This window comes from Streptomyces sp. NPDC034103 (assembly GCF_055575395.1).
The window spans coordinates 24,244-38,346 of the sequence record NZ_JBVISS010000024.1; the positions used below are offsets into that span (position 1 = coordinate 24,244).

Genomic DNA, 14,103 nt, shown 5'->3' on the forward strand with positions numbered 1-14,103 from the left:
CCTCCGGGTCGACTACGAGGTGCTGACGGTTTCCCACTGCCACGAACGCTGGAAGGCGAACCTGGCCGCCTCCACCTCGTGGCGCTGGTCGGCGTGGAGCACACCGAGGGCGTACGCCGTCGCCGGCGCGATCCGGGGCGTACGGGCCGCCTGCGCCGCCGCGGCCGCCGCCTCCGAGGCGTCCCGGTGCCGGTCGAGCGCCTCGCCCGCCGCGAGCAGCCGCACGTCGACCGTATCGACCGCAGCGCCCGCGTCGCCGCCGAGGACCTCGAGGGCGTACCGGTGCAGGCGCAGCAGCAGGCGGACCTGGTGCCAGGGGGCGTCCTGGGGGTGCGGGGCCGGGTCCGGGGAGAGGCCGTGGACGAGGGCCTCCGCGTTGTAGGGGTGGCCCGCGGTGATGAGGGGGAGCGCGGCGACGGCGTCCCCGAGACGGTCCTCGGCGGCTCGGGCGAGGGGGCGCAGGTCCGTGGTCGCGGCCGACTGCACGAGGGGAACCTCGCTGGCGAGTACGGCGATGTTGTCGGCGACCGCGTGGAAGCGGGAGGAGCCGAGCGACTGCAGGGCGGTGCTGTGGGCCCGGGTCCGGGCCAGGGTGAGCTGGCGGTCCAGGAGGGCGCCCGCCTTGGCCGCGCCGACGGTGAGGTTGCCCCGGTCGGGGGCGCCGGCGGGGGCCGTGGTGGGCACCGGGGCGGTGCCGACGGTCTGGGCGGGCAGCACCGCCGCCCCCGACAGCCGGTGCAGCGCCAGCAGCAGCCGCTCCAGCCGGGCCTCGCAGGCGTGTTCCGAGGCCAGGGTGCCCGACACCCACGCCAGTTCGGGCCGCATCCGCTCCGACCAGTCCGCATCGAGGAGCGGCCGGAAGGTGTGCAGGCTGCCGCTGATGCGGCGGGCCGAGCGGCGCAGCGCCCGGGCCGCGTCGACGGGGGCCTGCGCGCCGCTCGGCGCCGCCGTACCGCCTTCGCGGTACAGCCGCAGGGCGCGGAGGAACTCCGTGGCCCGGGCCCGGAGATAGCCCGCGAGGGCGTCCCCCGTCAGCGGCCCGACGTGCCTGGACTGGGGACCCGTCGGGTCAAGGTGTTGCTGTGCCACGCCGGCGCCTCCGGGCGTCTATGAGCATCTCCTGGACGTTGCGCAGGGGCTGGCCGTCCGCGTCGGTGGCGTGCCGTACCCACTCGCCGTCCGGACCCAGGTGCCAGGAGGCGGTGGCGTCGGACATGCCCGTCTCCAGAAGGCGGTTCAGGGCCGCGCGGTGGGCCGGGTCGGTCACCCTGACCAGCGCCTCGATACGGCGGTCGAGGTTGCGGTGCATCATGTCGGCGCTGCCGATCCACACCTCGGGCTCGCCGCCGTTGCCGAAGCCGAAGACCCGGGAGTGCTCCAGGAAACGGCCGAGGATCGAGCGCACCCGGATGTTCTCCGACAGGCCGGGGACGCCGGGGCGGATCGCGCAGATGCCGCGCACCCACACGTCGACCGGCACACCGGCCTGGGAGGCGCGGTAGAGCGAGTCGATGAGCGCCTCGTCCACCATCGAGTTGACCTTGATGCGGATGAACGCGGGGCGGCCGGCCCGGTGGTGCTGGACCTCCTTGTTGACCCGCGAGATCAGACCGTCCCGCAGGGACTTGGGGGCCACCAGCAGGCGGCGGTAGGTCTCCCGGCGCGAGTAGCCGGACAGACGGTTGAACAGGTCCGAGAGGTCCGCGCCGACCTGCGGGTCCGCGGTGAGCAGACCCAGGTCCTCGTAGAGGCGGGCCGTCTTCGGGTGGTAGTTGCCGGTGCCGACGTGGCTGTAGCGCCGTAGCGTCTCGCCCTCCTGGCGGACCACCAGCGACAGCTTGCAGTGGGTCTTCAGCCCCACCAGGCCGTAGACGACATGGCAGCCCGCCTCCTCCAGCTTGCGCGCCCACTTGATGTTGGCGTGCTCGTCGAAGCGGGCCTTGATCTCGACCAGGACGAGGACCTGCTTGCCGGCCTCGGCGGCGTCGATGAGCGCGTCGACTATGGGGGAGTCGCCCGAGGTCCGGTACAGGGTCTGCTTGATGGCGAGGACGTCCGGGTCGTCGGCCGCCTGCTGGAGGAAGGCCTGCACGGAGGTCGAGAAGCTGTCGTACGGGTGGTGCAGCAGCACGTCACGGGCGCGCAGGGCCGCGAAGATGTCCGGTGCGGACGCCGACTCGACCTCGGCGAGATCGCGGTGGACGCCGGCGATGAACTTCTTGTACTTCAGTTCGGGCCGGTCGAGCGAGGCGATGCGGAAGAGGCCCGTGAGGTCCAGGGGGCCCGGCAGCGGGTACACCTCCGCCTCGGAGATCTTCAGCTCGCGCACCAGCAGGTCCAGCACCTCCCGGTCGATGGACTCCTCCACCTCCAAGCGCACCGGCGGCCCGAAGCGGCGCCGCATGAGCTCCCTCTCCAGGGCCTGGAGCAGGTTCTCGGCGTCGTCCTCCTCGACCTCCAGGTCCTCGTTCCTGGTCAGCCGGAAGGCGTGGTGCTCCAGCACCTCCATGCCCGGGAACAGCTCCTCCAGGTGCGCGGCGATGACGTCCTCGATGGGGACGTAACGGCCGGGGGAGCTCTCCAGGAAGCGGGACAGCAGCGGCGGGACCTTGACGCGGGCGAAGTGGCGGTGGCCGGTGACGGGGTTGCGCACGACGACCGCGAGGTTCAGCGAGAGGCCCGAGATGTACGGGAAGGGGTGCGCCGGGTCGACCGCAAGCGGGGTCAGGACCGGGAAGATCTGGTGCCGGAACAGGGTGAACAGGCGGGCCTGCTCCTTCTCCTGGAGCTCGTTCCAGCGGACCAGGTGGATGCCCTCCTCCGCGAGTGCGGGGGCGACGTCCTCGTGGTAACAGGCGGCGTGCCGGGCCATCAGCTCGCGGGAGCGGGCCCAGATCATCTCCAGCACCTCGCGCGGCTGGAGGCCGGAGGCGGAGCGGGTGGCGACGCCGGTGGCGATGCGGCGCTTCAGACCGGCCACCCGGACCATGAAGAACTCGTCCAGGTTGCTGGCGAAGATCGCGAGGAAGTTCGCGCGCTCCAGGAGGGGCGTGCTCGGGTCCTCGGCGAGTTCGAGCACGCGTTCGTTGAAGGCGAGCCAGCTGCGCTCCCGGTCGAGGAAACGACCCTGCGGCAGTTGGGCGCCGTCGTACGGTGCCTCCTCGTACGCGTCGAGGTCGGCGTCGATGTCGGGTTCCAGGTCGGAGACGGCCGCGGCGATCGTGTGCGGACGGTGCGCGGCTATGGAGCCCACGGAGGGCTGCGCGTGCTGGACCTGTGCTGCCTGGGTCTCGGGCTGGCTCATGGATCCATTCTTCCGTGCCATGGGCGAGACAGGCGCGTCGGACAGCGCGGGCGGGAGCGCGGTGGCACTTCCGTTCCGCACGGGCCCCTCCCGGGGCGGCGAAGGCTCTGGCACGGCGGGCTGCATTCGCCGAGCCTCGCAAGTCTGTCTGAACCATTGGTTACGGAGACATGGCGTGTGGGACACCGGGGAGCGGATCCCGGGCGTCCGGCTTCGCGGGGGTGTCTGGGGGGATCGGGCTGCGCGGGGGTGTCGGCGGGGGGTGGGCTTGTGGGGTGTCGGCGGCGGTCGGCTTCGCGGGAGGGGCTGCGGGCGGTCGGTTTCGCGGGCGGGGCTGCGGGCAGCTGGCCTCGCTGGCGTGTCTGCGGGCATCGGGCCTCGCGGAGGTGTCTCCGAGGATCCGGCCTCGCGGGCGGGTCTCCGGGCGGTACGTCCGTCCCCGGACGTGGTCCGGGCGGTACGTCCCCGGACGTGCCTCCGGGCCGTACGTCCCACCCCCGTGGGAGGACGTACGGCCCGGAAGCTCTCGGCCCTGCCGTCTAGAGGGTGCGGCGGCGCACCACCGCGGTGTCGGTCATGCGGGCTCTCCCTGGCTGGGCTGGTCGTGACGGTGGGGCGGGAGGCGGGGCGGGACGTGCCGCTCGCCGTGCCGCTCGCGCGGGTCGGGCTGGTCGTCGTGCCGGCTGAGGTGGTCCTGTGGGCCGAGCCGGCCGGGGTGATCCTGCGAGCCGGGTCGGCCGGGGTGGTCCTGCCGGCCGGGTCGGCCGGGTCGGGAGGAATCCGGGCCGGAAAAGCCGGGTGCCGTTCCGTGAACCGATCGGTGGGGCTCGTGCGATGAGGGAGATGTGAGCGAGACGAGAAGCGACGGGGAGCTGCTGCGGGCCGCGGCGGACGGGGACCGGCGCGCCTTCGAGGAGCTGTACCGGCGGTTCGCGCCGTGGCTGACGGCCAGGCTGCGCGGCCGGTGCGCCGACGCGGGCGTCGTCGACGACGTCGTGCAGGAGACGTTCCTGGCGATCTGGCGGGGCAAGGCCCGCTACCGCGAGGAGGGTGACGTGGCCGGCTGGCTGTGGCGCATCGGCTCCCGGCGGCTGGTCGACGCGCTGCGCGGCGACGGGGCGCGCGGAAGGCTGCGGCAGGCGCTGGCCCGGCTGCGGCACCGCGACGAGGCGTCCGCGGAGGAGCGCGTGCTCGCGGGGGTGGAGCACGGAGACCTCGCGGGCGCCCTCGTCCGGCTCTCGCCCGAGCTCCGGGCGGTCCTCCAGGCGACGGTCATCGACGGGCTGACCACCCGCGAGGCGGCCGTCGTCCTGGGGATCCCGCCGGGGACGGTCAAGACACGGGCGATGCGGGCCCGGAAGCAACTGCGGGAGGCGCTGGCATGACGGCACACATCGGGACACAGGAGGTGCCGGCATGACCTGGCATGTGGCCGAAGAGGATCTACGGGCCTACGCCCAGGGCGAGTTGGCGCCACCGATGCTGTGGTCCGCCGACGCCCACCTCGTCTCCTGCGGGCGGTGCCGCGAGGTGCTCGCCTCCGTGAGCGACCCGGTCGCCCTGGACGCCGGCTGGGACCGGCTCGACGCCGAACTCGACGTGCCCAGGCGGGGACTGTTCGAGGGGCTGCTGGTGCGGCTCGGCGTCGCGGACCACACCGCGCGACTGCTCGCGGCGACACCGGTGCTGCGCCGCTCGTGGCTGGCGGCGGTGGTCTTCGTGCTGATGACGACGGTCGGCGCGGTGTACACGGCGGACTCGCCGACGCTGTTCCTCGCCCTCGCCCCGCTGCTGCCGCTCGCGGGAGTGGCGCTGGCGTACGGGCCCGCGCTGGACCCGACGTACGAGATGGCGGTGGTCAGCCCGGTGCACGGGTTCCGGCTACTGATGATCCGTACGGTCACCGTGCTCACCACCGTCCTGGGCCTCGACGGCCTGGCGACCCTGGCGCTCCCCGACTACGGCCTGCGCGCTCTGGCCTGGCTGTTGCCCGCGCTCGCTCTCACCGCGACCGGGCTCGCGCTGACCCCCCGACTGGGCCCGGTGCTCGCGCCGTCCCTCGTCGGCGGCGTGTGGGTCGCGCTGCTGGTCGTCGCCGACACGAGTGGCGACGGCCCGCTCGCGCCGTTCACGGCGGTGGGCCAGAGCGCCTCCGCCGCCGTCGCGGCCCTCGCGGTCGGCCTGCTCTTCCTCGCCCGTGACCGCTTCGACGTCTCCCACAGGAGTGCCGTATGACACCCACAGTCTCCGCCTCGGGGCTCAGCCTCCACTACGGCGGCACCCGCGCCCTGGACGACGTGTCGCTGCGGCTGACACGCGGCGTCACCGGGCTGCTCGGTCCCAACGGGGCCGGAAAGACCACGCTGTTGCGGGTGCTGGCCACCGCCGTGCCCGCCGACCGGGGCGCCTTCACGGTGCTCGGGCACGACCCGGGTACCACGCGCGGCCGGCAGGACGTGCGGCGCCGGCTCGGCTATCTGCCCCAGACCCCCGGATTCCACCCGGACTTCACGGCCTTCGAGTTCGTCGACTACGTGGCGATCCTGAAGGAGCTCACCGATCGCGCCGCCCGCCACCGCGAGGTGCGCCGGGTGCTGGACGAGGTCGACCTGGGCGAGGTCCGCGCGAAGCGCATCAAGAAGCTCTCCGGAGGGATGCGGCAGCGGGTCGCGCTGGCCGCCGCGCTCGTCGGCGACCCGGGCTTCCTCGTCCTGGACGAGCCGACGGTCGGCCTGGACCCCGAACAGCGCATGCGGTTCCGCGAGTTGATAGCGCGGGCGGGCGAGGGGCGCACGGTCCTGCTCTCCACCCACCAGACGGAGGACGTGGCGATGCTCTGTCACCGGGTGGTGGTCATGGCGGCCGGGCGGGTGCGGTTCGACGGCACCCCGGCCGAGCTGACCACGCGGGCCGCCGGGCGGGTGTGGAGCAGTACCGAACGCGACCCGGGGGCGAAGGCGGGGTGGCGCACGGGCACGGGCTCCTTCCGGAACGTGGGGGACCCGCCGCCCGGTGCCGAACTCGTCGAACCCACCCTGGAGGACGGCTACCTGCTCACCCTCGACGGCGCGGTCGCGGAGGTGGCGGCATGAGCGGCACGCTGACGGTGGCGGCACCGCCCGCCGAGCGGACCGAGCCGCGCGAGTCGTGGGCGGCGGTGGGCGCGCTCGCCGCCTTCGAGGCGCGCCGACTGCTGACGAGCGTCACGGTGATCGTCGGCTTCGTGGGGTACATCGCCTGGATCGTGTGGCGCGCCCAGGACTACGCGGACGGCTACCCGGCCCTCCAGGAGGCCGACCGAGCCACCCAGGCCGGGCCGCTGCTGGTCGGTCTCGCGGTGCTGCTGGCGGTGAACCAGGCGGTGCTGAGAGCGCGGCGGCGCGGCACCGAAGGGCACTTCGGTGTGCTCGTCATGGGAAGGGGCCGGCGGACCGTCGCGCATGTGCTGTCCCTCCTGCCGGCGGTGCTGCTCACCGCGGTGTGCGTGGCGGCGCAGTTCGGAGCGCAGGCGTTCAAGTCCACCGCGGTGGGGCGCGGTTCGGTCGGTGAGCTGCTGGTGGGCCCGCTGACGGTGCTGCTGTTCGGCGCGGTCGGCGTTCTGCTGGCCCGGCTGGTGGGCTCGGCCTTCGCGGCGCCGCTGCTGATCGTGGTCTTCCTCTTCCTGTTCGTGCTCGGCGCGGCGACGGGCGGCGGCTGGACGCGCTGGCTGTCCCCGTCGGTGCCCGAAGCGAGCTCCAACGTCCTGCCCTCCGACCTGATAGGCCGCCCCGCGGCCTGGCACGCGCTCTATCTCGCCGCACTGGCACTGAGCCTGGCGCTGTTCGCGGTCCTCCTGGGCGGAAGCCGCTCGTGGACCGTGCGCACCCTGTTCGTCGTGACGGTGGCGTTGACGGTCCTGGGCGGGGTCGCACAGGGACAGGGGGTCTCCGCGGGGACGACGGCGGCGCGCGAGCGGGCCACCGCCCACCCCGAGCAGGTGCAGACCTGCGTGGAGCGGGGCGGGTCGCGGTACTGCGCCTTCCCGGAGTGGCGGGCCCGGACCGCGGACTGGGCCTCGGTCGTGGACCAGGTGCGCTCCCTGGCCGGCGGCCGGGCACATGACCAGCGGGTTCTCGTGCGGCAGCGGGTGGACGCCAGGTACGGCCTGGAGGGTGACGCCGCGATACCCCCGTCGCGCGCCGCCGGTCAGGTGACGGTCGGTACGTCCTGGGGTGGCAACCGCGTCCCCGAGTTCTCGACCGCCGTCGCCGGGGTGCTGGTCGCGGGTGACGAGGCCGCTGCCTCCGAACTGTGCGACGGCCGCATGGTCACCGTCATGTGGCTGGCCCTGGCCTGGGAGTCCGACCCGCTCACCCAGCTGAGGCACGTGCGCCTCGACGACAGCGTGACCGGCGCGGCGATCGTGCTGTCACCGACGGAGCCACTGTCGATGACGGAGGGACACACCACGGTCGTACGGGAGCTGCTGGAGCGGCCCCGGGCCGAGGTCGAGGCCAAGGTGAAGTCCCGGTGGGCGGAGCTGACCTCGCCGAAGGTGACGACCGAGCGGGTGGCGGAGCTGCTCGGGGTGAACGCGAAGGTGAAGGCGGACTCGTGCGAGTGAGCCGGGCGTGAGGACTGGGGCCGGGCCGGGGCGGGTGGCTCGGGGTCCATGGGCCCAGGCCGCGCTCGGGGCCCAGGTGGGTCGGATGTCGGAGTTCAGGACGGGATGGGGGATACGGGGATGGCGCTCGGGCCGGGTGCAGGGAGTGGCGGAGGTGGCCGGATGACCGGGCGGGCGGTGGGGCGGGGTGCGATGAGGAGGACGGCGATGGCGCGGAGCACCGCGGTGGTGCGGGCGTTGCCGGTGCCTGTGCTGCGGACGTTGCCGTGGCGGGCGCTGGGGGCCGCCGGGGGCGTAGGGCTGCTCCTCGCGGGGATGGCGCGGTGGGCCGTCGACGGCGATGCGTGGCTGTCCCTCAACCTGTTGCGGGCCGCCGCGCTGGCCTTCGCGCTGGGCCTGGCGTTCGTGCTGGACGACCCGGCCCGGCACACGACCGCGCCGGTACCGACCCGGCGTCCGGTCCGTCAGGCCCTGCGGGTCCTGCTCGTCACCCCGTTCCTGGCGCTTGCCTGGACGACCGCGGTACTGCTCGTGCCGCGGGAGATACGTCCGCCCGTGGGTGACGTCACCCTGGAGGCGGCGGCCATCTTCGCCCTCGCGCTGGCGGTGGCCGCCGTCGCGGTTCGCTTCACCGGGGCCCCCGAGCCGGGCCAGGCGGTGGCCGCGGCGGTCCTCACCTCGGCGATCGTGGCACCGCTGCTGCTGCCGGGAGAGTGGGCGATGTTCGTGGGGACCACCGACGAGCGGTGGGCGGCGTCGCACGACCGGTGGGTGTGGGTGCTGGTGGGGGCGGCGGTCGTGTGGGCGGCGTGCGGACCGGAGCGGTTGGGGCGCCGGCCGGGGATCCCCCGCCCGTCCGGCGGTTGAGGACAGGGGGCCACCGGTCAGCGCCGGAACCCATCCCACTCAGCGCACCCAGCGCACCCAGCGCACCCAGCGCACCCAGCGCATCCAACGCGCCCAGCGCACCCACCCCCGACCGCTCAGGCCGGTGGCAGCCCTGGGGTCAGCGTCGGCGTCAGCCCCGGCGTCACGTCTCCGTCCGGTACATCAGATCCGTCTCGTACGTCGCGAACCCCAGCCGCTCGTACACCGACACCGCCGCGGTGTTGTCGGCGTCGACGTACAGCATCGCCGTCGGCAGCCCCTGTGCCGCGAGGTGCCGCAGGCCGATCGTGGTGAGGGACTTGCCGAGGCCACCGCCCTGCGCGCCCGGCTTCACACCCAGGACGTACACCTCGCCCAGCCGCTCCGCCGTGTGGACCTTGGTCCAGTGGAAGCCGATCAGTTCGGCGCCGCGGAAGGCGAGGAAGAAGCCGGCCGGGTCGAACCAGGGCTCGCCCATGCGGGCGTCGAGGTCGCGCTGGACCAGGGAGCCCTGCTCGGGGTGGTGGGCGAAGGCGGCGGCGTTGACCGCGAGCCAGTCGGCGTCGTCCTGACCGGGGACGAAGGCGCGGACGGTCACGCCGTCGGGGAGCACCGGGTCGGGCAGTTCGAGGCCGGTGAGCGGGCGCCGCATCTGGCGCAGCTCACGAAAGAGGGTCAGCCCGAGGACCTGGGCGAGGTGCCGGGCCGCGGAGTGGCCGCCGTGGGCCCACACCCGCAGCCGCTTGCCGGAGGCGGCGAGGAGGGCGGCGCCCAGCGCCCGGCCGTGACCGTGGCCGCGGTGGGCGGGGTGCACCACCAGTTCCGCGGCCGGTGCCTCCACCGGGTCGGTGTCCTCCAGTTGGGCGTAGCCGACGAGTTCGCCGTCGACGGACAGCAGCAGATGGGAGACGCCCTCGCGGGCGCCGCCGCGCAGCTGGAGCCGTCCCTGCTCCGACACCGCCTGCCGACCGTCCTCGTGCGCGGCCTCCGCGAGGAGCGCCAGCACCGCTTCGGTGCGGTCCGGGGTGAGTGCCGGATAGGTGTCGATCGAGCGGGCGGTGCCACGGCGTGCGGTGTCGTCGCTGGTCATGCGTACGAGGGTACGGGGGAGCGCCCGCAAAGTGGCGGCAAAGGGAGGGGCAAAGGGAAACCAGGATGTAACCGGGAAACCCCTGTCGCGCTACGCGCGTTGACTTTAGGCTGCGCCGGACGGGGCCCACGTGTTTCCAGACATCCCACAGGGGGGCGCATGCCAGCCATATCCCAGCCGCACCGCCGCAGACGGACCGTCCGGCTCCTTGCCGCGACCGCCGGTCTCGCGACCGTCGGCGCCCTCGCCGCCGCGATGCCCTCGACGGCCGCCGCGGACGAGACGCACACCTCGCGTCATCCCGCGCCGGGTCGCTACCAGGACGTGCAGCTGCTGTCCTTCAACGACCTGCACGGCAACCTGGAGCCGCCGTCCGGTTCCTCCGGCCGCGTCACCGAGCTCCAGGCGGACGGCACGACCAAGACGATCGACGCCGGTGGTGTCGAGTACCTGGCGACGCATCTGCGGGAGGCGCGCGCGGGCAACAGGTACTCGATCACCGCCGCCGGTGGTGACATGGTCGGTGCGTCCCCGCTCATCTCGGGCCTGTTCCACGACGAGCCGACCATCGAGGCGCTCAACAAGCTGGACCTGGACGTCACCTCGGTGGGCAACCACGAGTTCGACGAGGGCGCCAAGGAACTGGCCCGTCTGCAGAGGGGCGGCTGTCACCCGACCGCCGGCTGCTACACGGACGAGGAGTTCGAGGGCGCGGACTTCCCCTACCTCGCGGCCAACGTCCTGAACGAGAAGACCGGCAAGCCGATCCTCAAGCCCTACTGGGTGTGGAAGAAGAAGGACGTCAAGGTCGGTTTCATCGGCGTCACCCTGGAGGACACCCCGGGTGTCGTCTCCGCCGAGGGCGTCAAGGGCCTGAAGTTCAAGGACGAGGTCGAGACGATCAACAAGTACGCCAAGGAGCTCCAGCGCCAGGGCGTGAAGTCGATCGTGGCCCTCATCCACGAGGGCGGGGCCCCGGCCTCCGGGTCGTACAACTACGACTGCGACGCCCCGGGCGCGGGCGACGGCATCTCCGGCCCGATCGTGGACATCGCCAAGAACATCACCCCGCAGGTCGACGCGCTGGTGACGGGACACACCCACGCCGCCTACGCGTGCACCATCAAGGACCCGGCGGGCAACCCGCGCACGGTCACCTCGGCCGCCTCCTTCGGCCGTCTGTACACGGACACCACGCTCACGTACGACCGTTGGACGGGTGACATCGCCCGTACGGCCGTGAAGTCGGCGAACCACGTGGTCACCCGGACCGTCGCCAAGGCGCCGGACATGACCGAGCTGATCAGCAGGTGGAGCACCCTCGCGGCGCCCATCGGCAACCGTGCGATCGGCTACATCTCCGCCGACGTCCCGAGCACCGGCACCGAGTCCCCGATGGGTGACCTCATCGCCGACGCGCAGCTCGCCTACGGCAAGCAGCTCGACCCGGAGACCGACCTCGCGCTGATGAACCCGGGCGGCGTGCGCGCGGGCCTCACCTACGCGGCCAAGGGCACCGAGGGCGACGGTGTGGTGACCTACGCCGAGGGCTTCACCGTGCAGCCGTTCTCCAACACCGTGAACCTCCAGGACTTCACCGGCGCCCAGCTGATCAAGGTCCTCCAGGAGCAGGTGAGCGGCAGCAACGCGGCCTCGCCGAAGATCCTCCAGCCGTCGTCGGGCCTGACGTACACGCTGGACCTGACGAAGACCGGCGCCGAGCGGATCGTCCTCGACTCCGTCCGGCTCAACGGCGCGGCCATCGACCCGGCGGCCACGTACCGCGTCGCGACCAACAGCTTCCTCGCGGGCGGCGGCGACGGCATCACCACGCTGGGACAGGGCACCAACGACGTCGTCGGCACGGACGACCTGGCGGCGCTCGAGCAGTACCTGCTGGCCAACTCCTCGGCCACCAGCCCGATCGCGCCCCCGGCGGCGAACCGGATCACGATCGTCAAGTAAGCACGCTTTTCACCGAGAGGCGGCCGCGTCACCCGACGCGGCCGCCTTTTCGCGTAGTGCTCGTCGTGGACGGCGGACGCCTGGCGGAGACCGGCGACCGGCGCCCACGACGAACTGATCGCGCGGGTTCACGGCTCGCGGGCGCGTCGGCCGCGCCCCGGTCAGGAAGCGGTCGGGGTCCAGTCGCCGAGCCAGTCCGCGATCTCCTGGGTGGCGGCCTGGGCGTCGGTCAGCATGGGCCGGTTGCCGCTCGCCGATCCGGAACCCGCGCCGGTGTTCTTGTACTCGGCGAACCGGTCGTCCTTCCAGGAGAACCCGCTCATGTCGGTCCACGGGGTGGACTTGATCGCCGCGCTGAGCGCGGTGTTGCGGACCGTGGTCTGCGGGTCGAGGGTCGCGTCGCCGCCGGCGTGCCAGGGGCGGCCCAGGTAGAAGCTCGCGGCGGACACGTCACCGTTGACCGCCGAGTTGGCGATCAGGATGCCCTTGCGGTTCGCGGCGGTGCTGGGCGCGGTGACATAGCCGGCCGAGGTGCCGTCCCAGCGCTTCTTCAGTGTGATGACGGACTTGTCGATCACGGCGGTGGCGCGGCCGAAGATGAAGTCGACGTTGCCGACGACGTAGGAGTTCCGCATGTAGACCCGGCCCAGCCGGTCCTTGGCCGCGGTGTCCACGAGCAGCGTGTCCTGGTCGCCGGTGACGATGACCCCGTCGAGGAACACCTTGTCGGCGGCGGTCCGCAGGGCGACCGCCTGGTGTCCGCTGAGGCTCTGGTGGGCCTTCTCGTCGAAGTCGTTGGAGATCGTCAGGTTGCGCGCCTGGAAGTCGTCGGCCTCCACGGCGACGCTGGCGCTGCCGCCCGTCCCGTAGGTGCCCGACCCGTCCGGCTTCGGGGTGCCGGAGGCGTTGTTGTAGACGATCACCGTGTCGCCCCGGCCGGCGCCCGTGCCCTGGATGGTGACGTGCGGCTTGTTGGCGGGGACCTTCACCAGCTCGCGGTACGTCCCCGGCTTGACGTTGATGACCACGCGCGAGGGGTTGTTCGCGGGCACGGCGTTCACCGCGGCCTGCACGGTCGTGTACTGCCCGCTGCCGTCCTTGGCGACGGTGAGGGTCGTGGCGGCGGCCGCGGCGGTGGTGCGCGCCGTCGTACCGATCGAACCCCGCGGCCCCGCACCGGACTTCAGGAGCGCGGGCACGTCGGCCGTGGCGTCGAGGGTGTACGGGTAGAAGCTCTTCGGGTCGAAGGCGCTGCCCCCGCTCTCGTTGCGCCCGCTCGTGCCCACGAAGGTGTTGCCCTTCTGCACGATGGTCGCGGTGCCGTCCTTGATGACGGGGTTGTTGACGCCCTGGAAGTAGGAGTTCTCCAGCAGCATCCTGGTGGCGCCGCGCGAGTAGTTCCCGTACGACGACTTGATGTCGGTGCCGGCCACGTCCTCCAGGAAGTTGTTGTAGAGGTGCGCGTGGGCGGCGTTGTCGGTGGAGGGGTTGCGCTGCTCGGTCTCGCGTATCCAGTTGTGGTGGATGGTGATGTCGGTGACGACGTTCTCGGTCCACCCGATGCCGAAGGCCTTGTTGTCCTGGCCGAGCTTGTTCCAGGACACCGTCACGTAGGTGCTGTCCTTGCGGACGTCGATGAGCCCGTCGGCCATGTGCCGCAGGTCGTTGTGGTCGATCCAGACGTGGTGGGCGCCGTCCATCTGGATGGCGTCGAAGTCGTGGTCCTTGTCGTTCCAGATGCCCTGGTAGGCGTCCCTGATGGTCAGGTTCCGGATGATCACGTTGTGGACTCCGGCCCCGAGGAAGAACCCACCGCCCACGATGTGCCCGGAGGTCCCGGACCCGACGATGGTCTTGTTGCTCTGGACCTTGATCTCCTTGCCGACCGGGTTCATGGTGATCGTCCCGGCGACGACGATGACGTAGGGCTCGGCGGCGGTCGCGTACCTCTCGAGATCGGCGAGGGTGGTGACGGTGACGATCTGTCCGCCCCGGCCGCCGTACGTGCCGTTCTGGCCGAGGGCGTTGACGGAGGCGAAGCCGTCGGCGGTGGCGGTCGCCCAGGCGGGGGCGGCGGTGGTCGCGGCGGACGCCTTGGACAGGGCGTCGTCACCGAAGAGCGGGCCGTAGGCGAGCACGCCGGTCGAGATCAGGGCCACGGGGACACCGGCGGCCAGCGTGGTCCTGCGCCTGCGGTGCCGAGGGGCCCTGCTGCGGGGTTCAGTCACGGGCTGCTTCCGATCAGGTCAGGTGTGGAGGGCTTGAGGTCACCTG

General features: G+C 72.6%; 10 protein-coding genes. 6 read left to right on the forward strand and 4 right to left on the reverse strand.

Annotation, left to right across the window (positions count from 1 at the left end):
* Positions 1-12 precede the first annotated feature (12 nt).
* Positions 13-1,089: a CHAD domain-containing protein gene (locus ACZ56U_RS37805; RefSeq protein ID WP_469088468.1), complete on the reverse strand. Its 1,077-nt coding sequence runs from the start codon at positions 1,087-1,089 to the stop codon at positions 13-15.
* Positions 1,070-3,430, reverse strand: a complete 2,361-nt coding sequence (locus ACZ56U_RS37810; RefSeq protein ID WP_469088469.1) for an RNA degradosome polyphosphate kinase — start codon at positions 3,428-3,430, stop codon at positions 1,070-1,072. The genes ACZ56U_RS37805 and ACZ56U_RS37810 overlap by 20 nt, the downstream gene beginning before the upstream one ends.
* A gap of 719 nt (positions 3,431-4,149) precedes the next feature.
* Between ACZ56U_RS37810 and ACZ56U_RS37815 the strand changes: the two genes are divergently transcribed.
* The 5 genes from ACZ56U_RS37815 (at position 4,150) to ACZ56U_RS37835 (ending at position 8,774) form a co-directional block, all read left to right on the forward strand.
* Positions 4,150-4,689: an RNA polymerase sigma factor gene (locus tag ACZ56U_RS37815; protein ID WP_469088470.1), complete on the forward strand. Its 540-nt coding sequence runs from the start codon at positions 4,150-4,152 to the stop codon at positions 4,687-4,689.
* A 31-nt stretch (positions 4,690-4,720) separates the two neighbouring features.
* The gene (locus tag ACZ56U_RS37820) at positions 4,721-5,539 is read left to right on the forward strand and encodes a zf-HC2 domain-containing protein (protein ID WP_469088471.1); all 819 of its coding nucleotides are present in this window, start codon (positions 4,721-4,723) and stop codon (positions 5,537-5,539) included.
* On the forward strand, positions 5,536-6,396 hold the full coding sequence (locus ACZ56U_RS37825) for an ABC transporter ATP-binding protein (protein WP_469088472.1): 861 nt from the start codon (positions 5,536-5,538) through the stop codon (positions 6,394-6,396). Before ACZ56U_RS37820 ends, ACZ56U_RS37825 begins: the two co-directional genes overlap by 4 nt.
* The gene (locus ACZ56U_RS37830) at positions 6,393-7,907 is read left to right on the forward strand and encodes an ABC transporter permease (protein WP_469088473.1); all 1,515 of its coding nucleotides are present in this window, start codon (positions 6,393-6,395) and stop codon (positions 7,905-7,907) included. Before ACZ56U_RS37825 ends, ACZ56U_RS37830 begins: the two co-directional genes overlap by 4 nt.
* A 207-nt stretch (positions 7,908-8,114) precedes the next feature.
* Complete coding sequence (locus tag ACZ56U_RS37835; protein WP_469088474.1) at positions 8,115-8,774, forward strand: ABC transporter; 660 nt, start codon at positions 8,115-8,117, stop codon at positions 8,772-8,774.
* Between the two features lie 163 nt (positions 8,775-8,937).
* Here ACZ56U_RS37835 and mshD read toward each other — a convergent pair whose 3' ends face one another.
* Positions 8,938-9,864 carry a mycothiol synthase gene (mshD, locus tag ACZ56U_RS37840; RefSeq protein WP_469088475.1) on the reverse strand — a complete coding sequence of 309 codons (927 nt, stop codon included), beginning with the start codon at positions 9,862-9,864 and terminating at the stop codon, positions 8,938-8,940.
* Positions 9,865-10,023: 159 nt separating this feature from the next.
* Between mshD and ACZ56U_RS37845 the strand changes: the two genes are divergently transcribed.
* Positions 10,024-11,829, forward strand: a complete 1,806-nt coding sequence (locus ACZ56U_RS37845) for a bifunctional metallophosphatase/5'-nucleotidase (RefSeq protein ID WP_469088476.1) — start codon at positions 10,024-10,026, stop codon at positions 11,827-11,829.
* A 161-nt stretch (positions 11,830-11,990) separates the two neighbouring features.
* Here ACZ56U_RS37845 and ACZ56U_RS37850 read toward each other — a convergent pair whose 3' ends face one another.
* On the reverse strand, positions 11,991-14,057 hold the full coding sequence (locus ACZ56U_RS37850; RefSeq protein WP_469088477.1) for a pectinesterase family protein: 2,067 nt from the start codon (positions 14,055-14,057) through the stop codon (positions 11,991-11,993).
* Positions 14,058-14,103: the final 46 nt, after the last annotated feature.

Excerpts from the sequence above, each read along its gene's own strand:
- ACZ56U_RS37830 (WP_469088473.1), top strand. The coding sequence starts at position 6,393 with ATGAGCGGCACGCTGACGGTGGCGGCACCGCCCGCCGAGCGGACCGAG.
- ACZ56U_RS37825 (WP_469088472.1), top strand. The coding sequence starts at position 5,536 with ATGACACCCACAGTCTCCGCCTCGGGGCTCAGCCTCCACTACGGCGGC.
- ACZ56U_RS37835 (WP_469088474.1), top strand. The coding sequence starts at position 8,115 with ATGGCGCGGAGCACCGCGGTGGTGCGGGCGTTGCCGGTGCCTGTGCTG.
- ACZ56U_RS37845 (WP_469088476.1), top strand. The coding sequence starts at position 10,024 with ATGCCAGCCATATCCCAGCCGCACCGCCGCAGACGGACCGTCCGGCTC.
- ACZ56U_RS37820 (WP_469088471.1), top strand. The coding sequence starts at position 4,721 with ATGACCTGGCATGTGGCCGAAGAGGATCTACGGGCCTACGCCCAGGGC.
- mshD (WP_469088475.1), bottom strand. The coding sequence starts at position 9,864 with ATGACCAGCGACGACACCGCACGCCGTGGCACCGCCCGCTCGATCGAC.
- ACZ56U_RS37810 (WP_469088469.1), bottom strand. The coding sequence starts at position 3,430 with ATGCAGCCCGCCGTGCCAGAGCCTTCGCCGCCCCGGGAGGGGCCCGTG.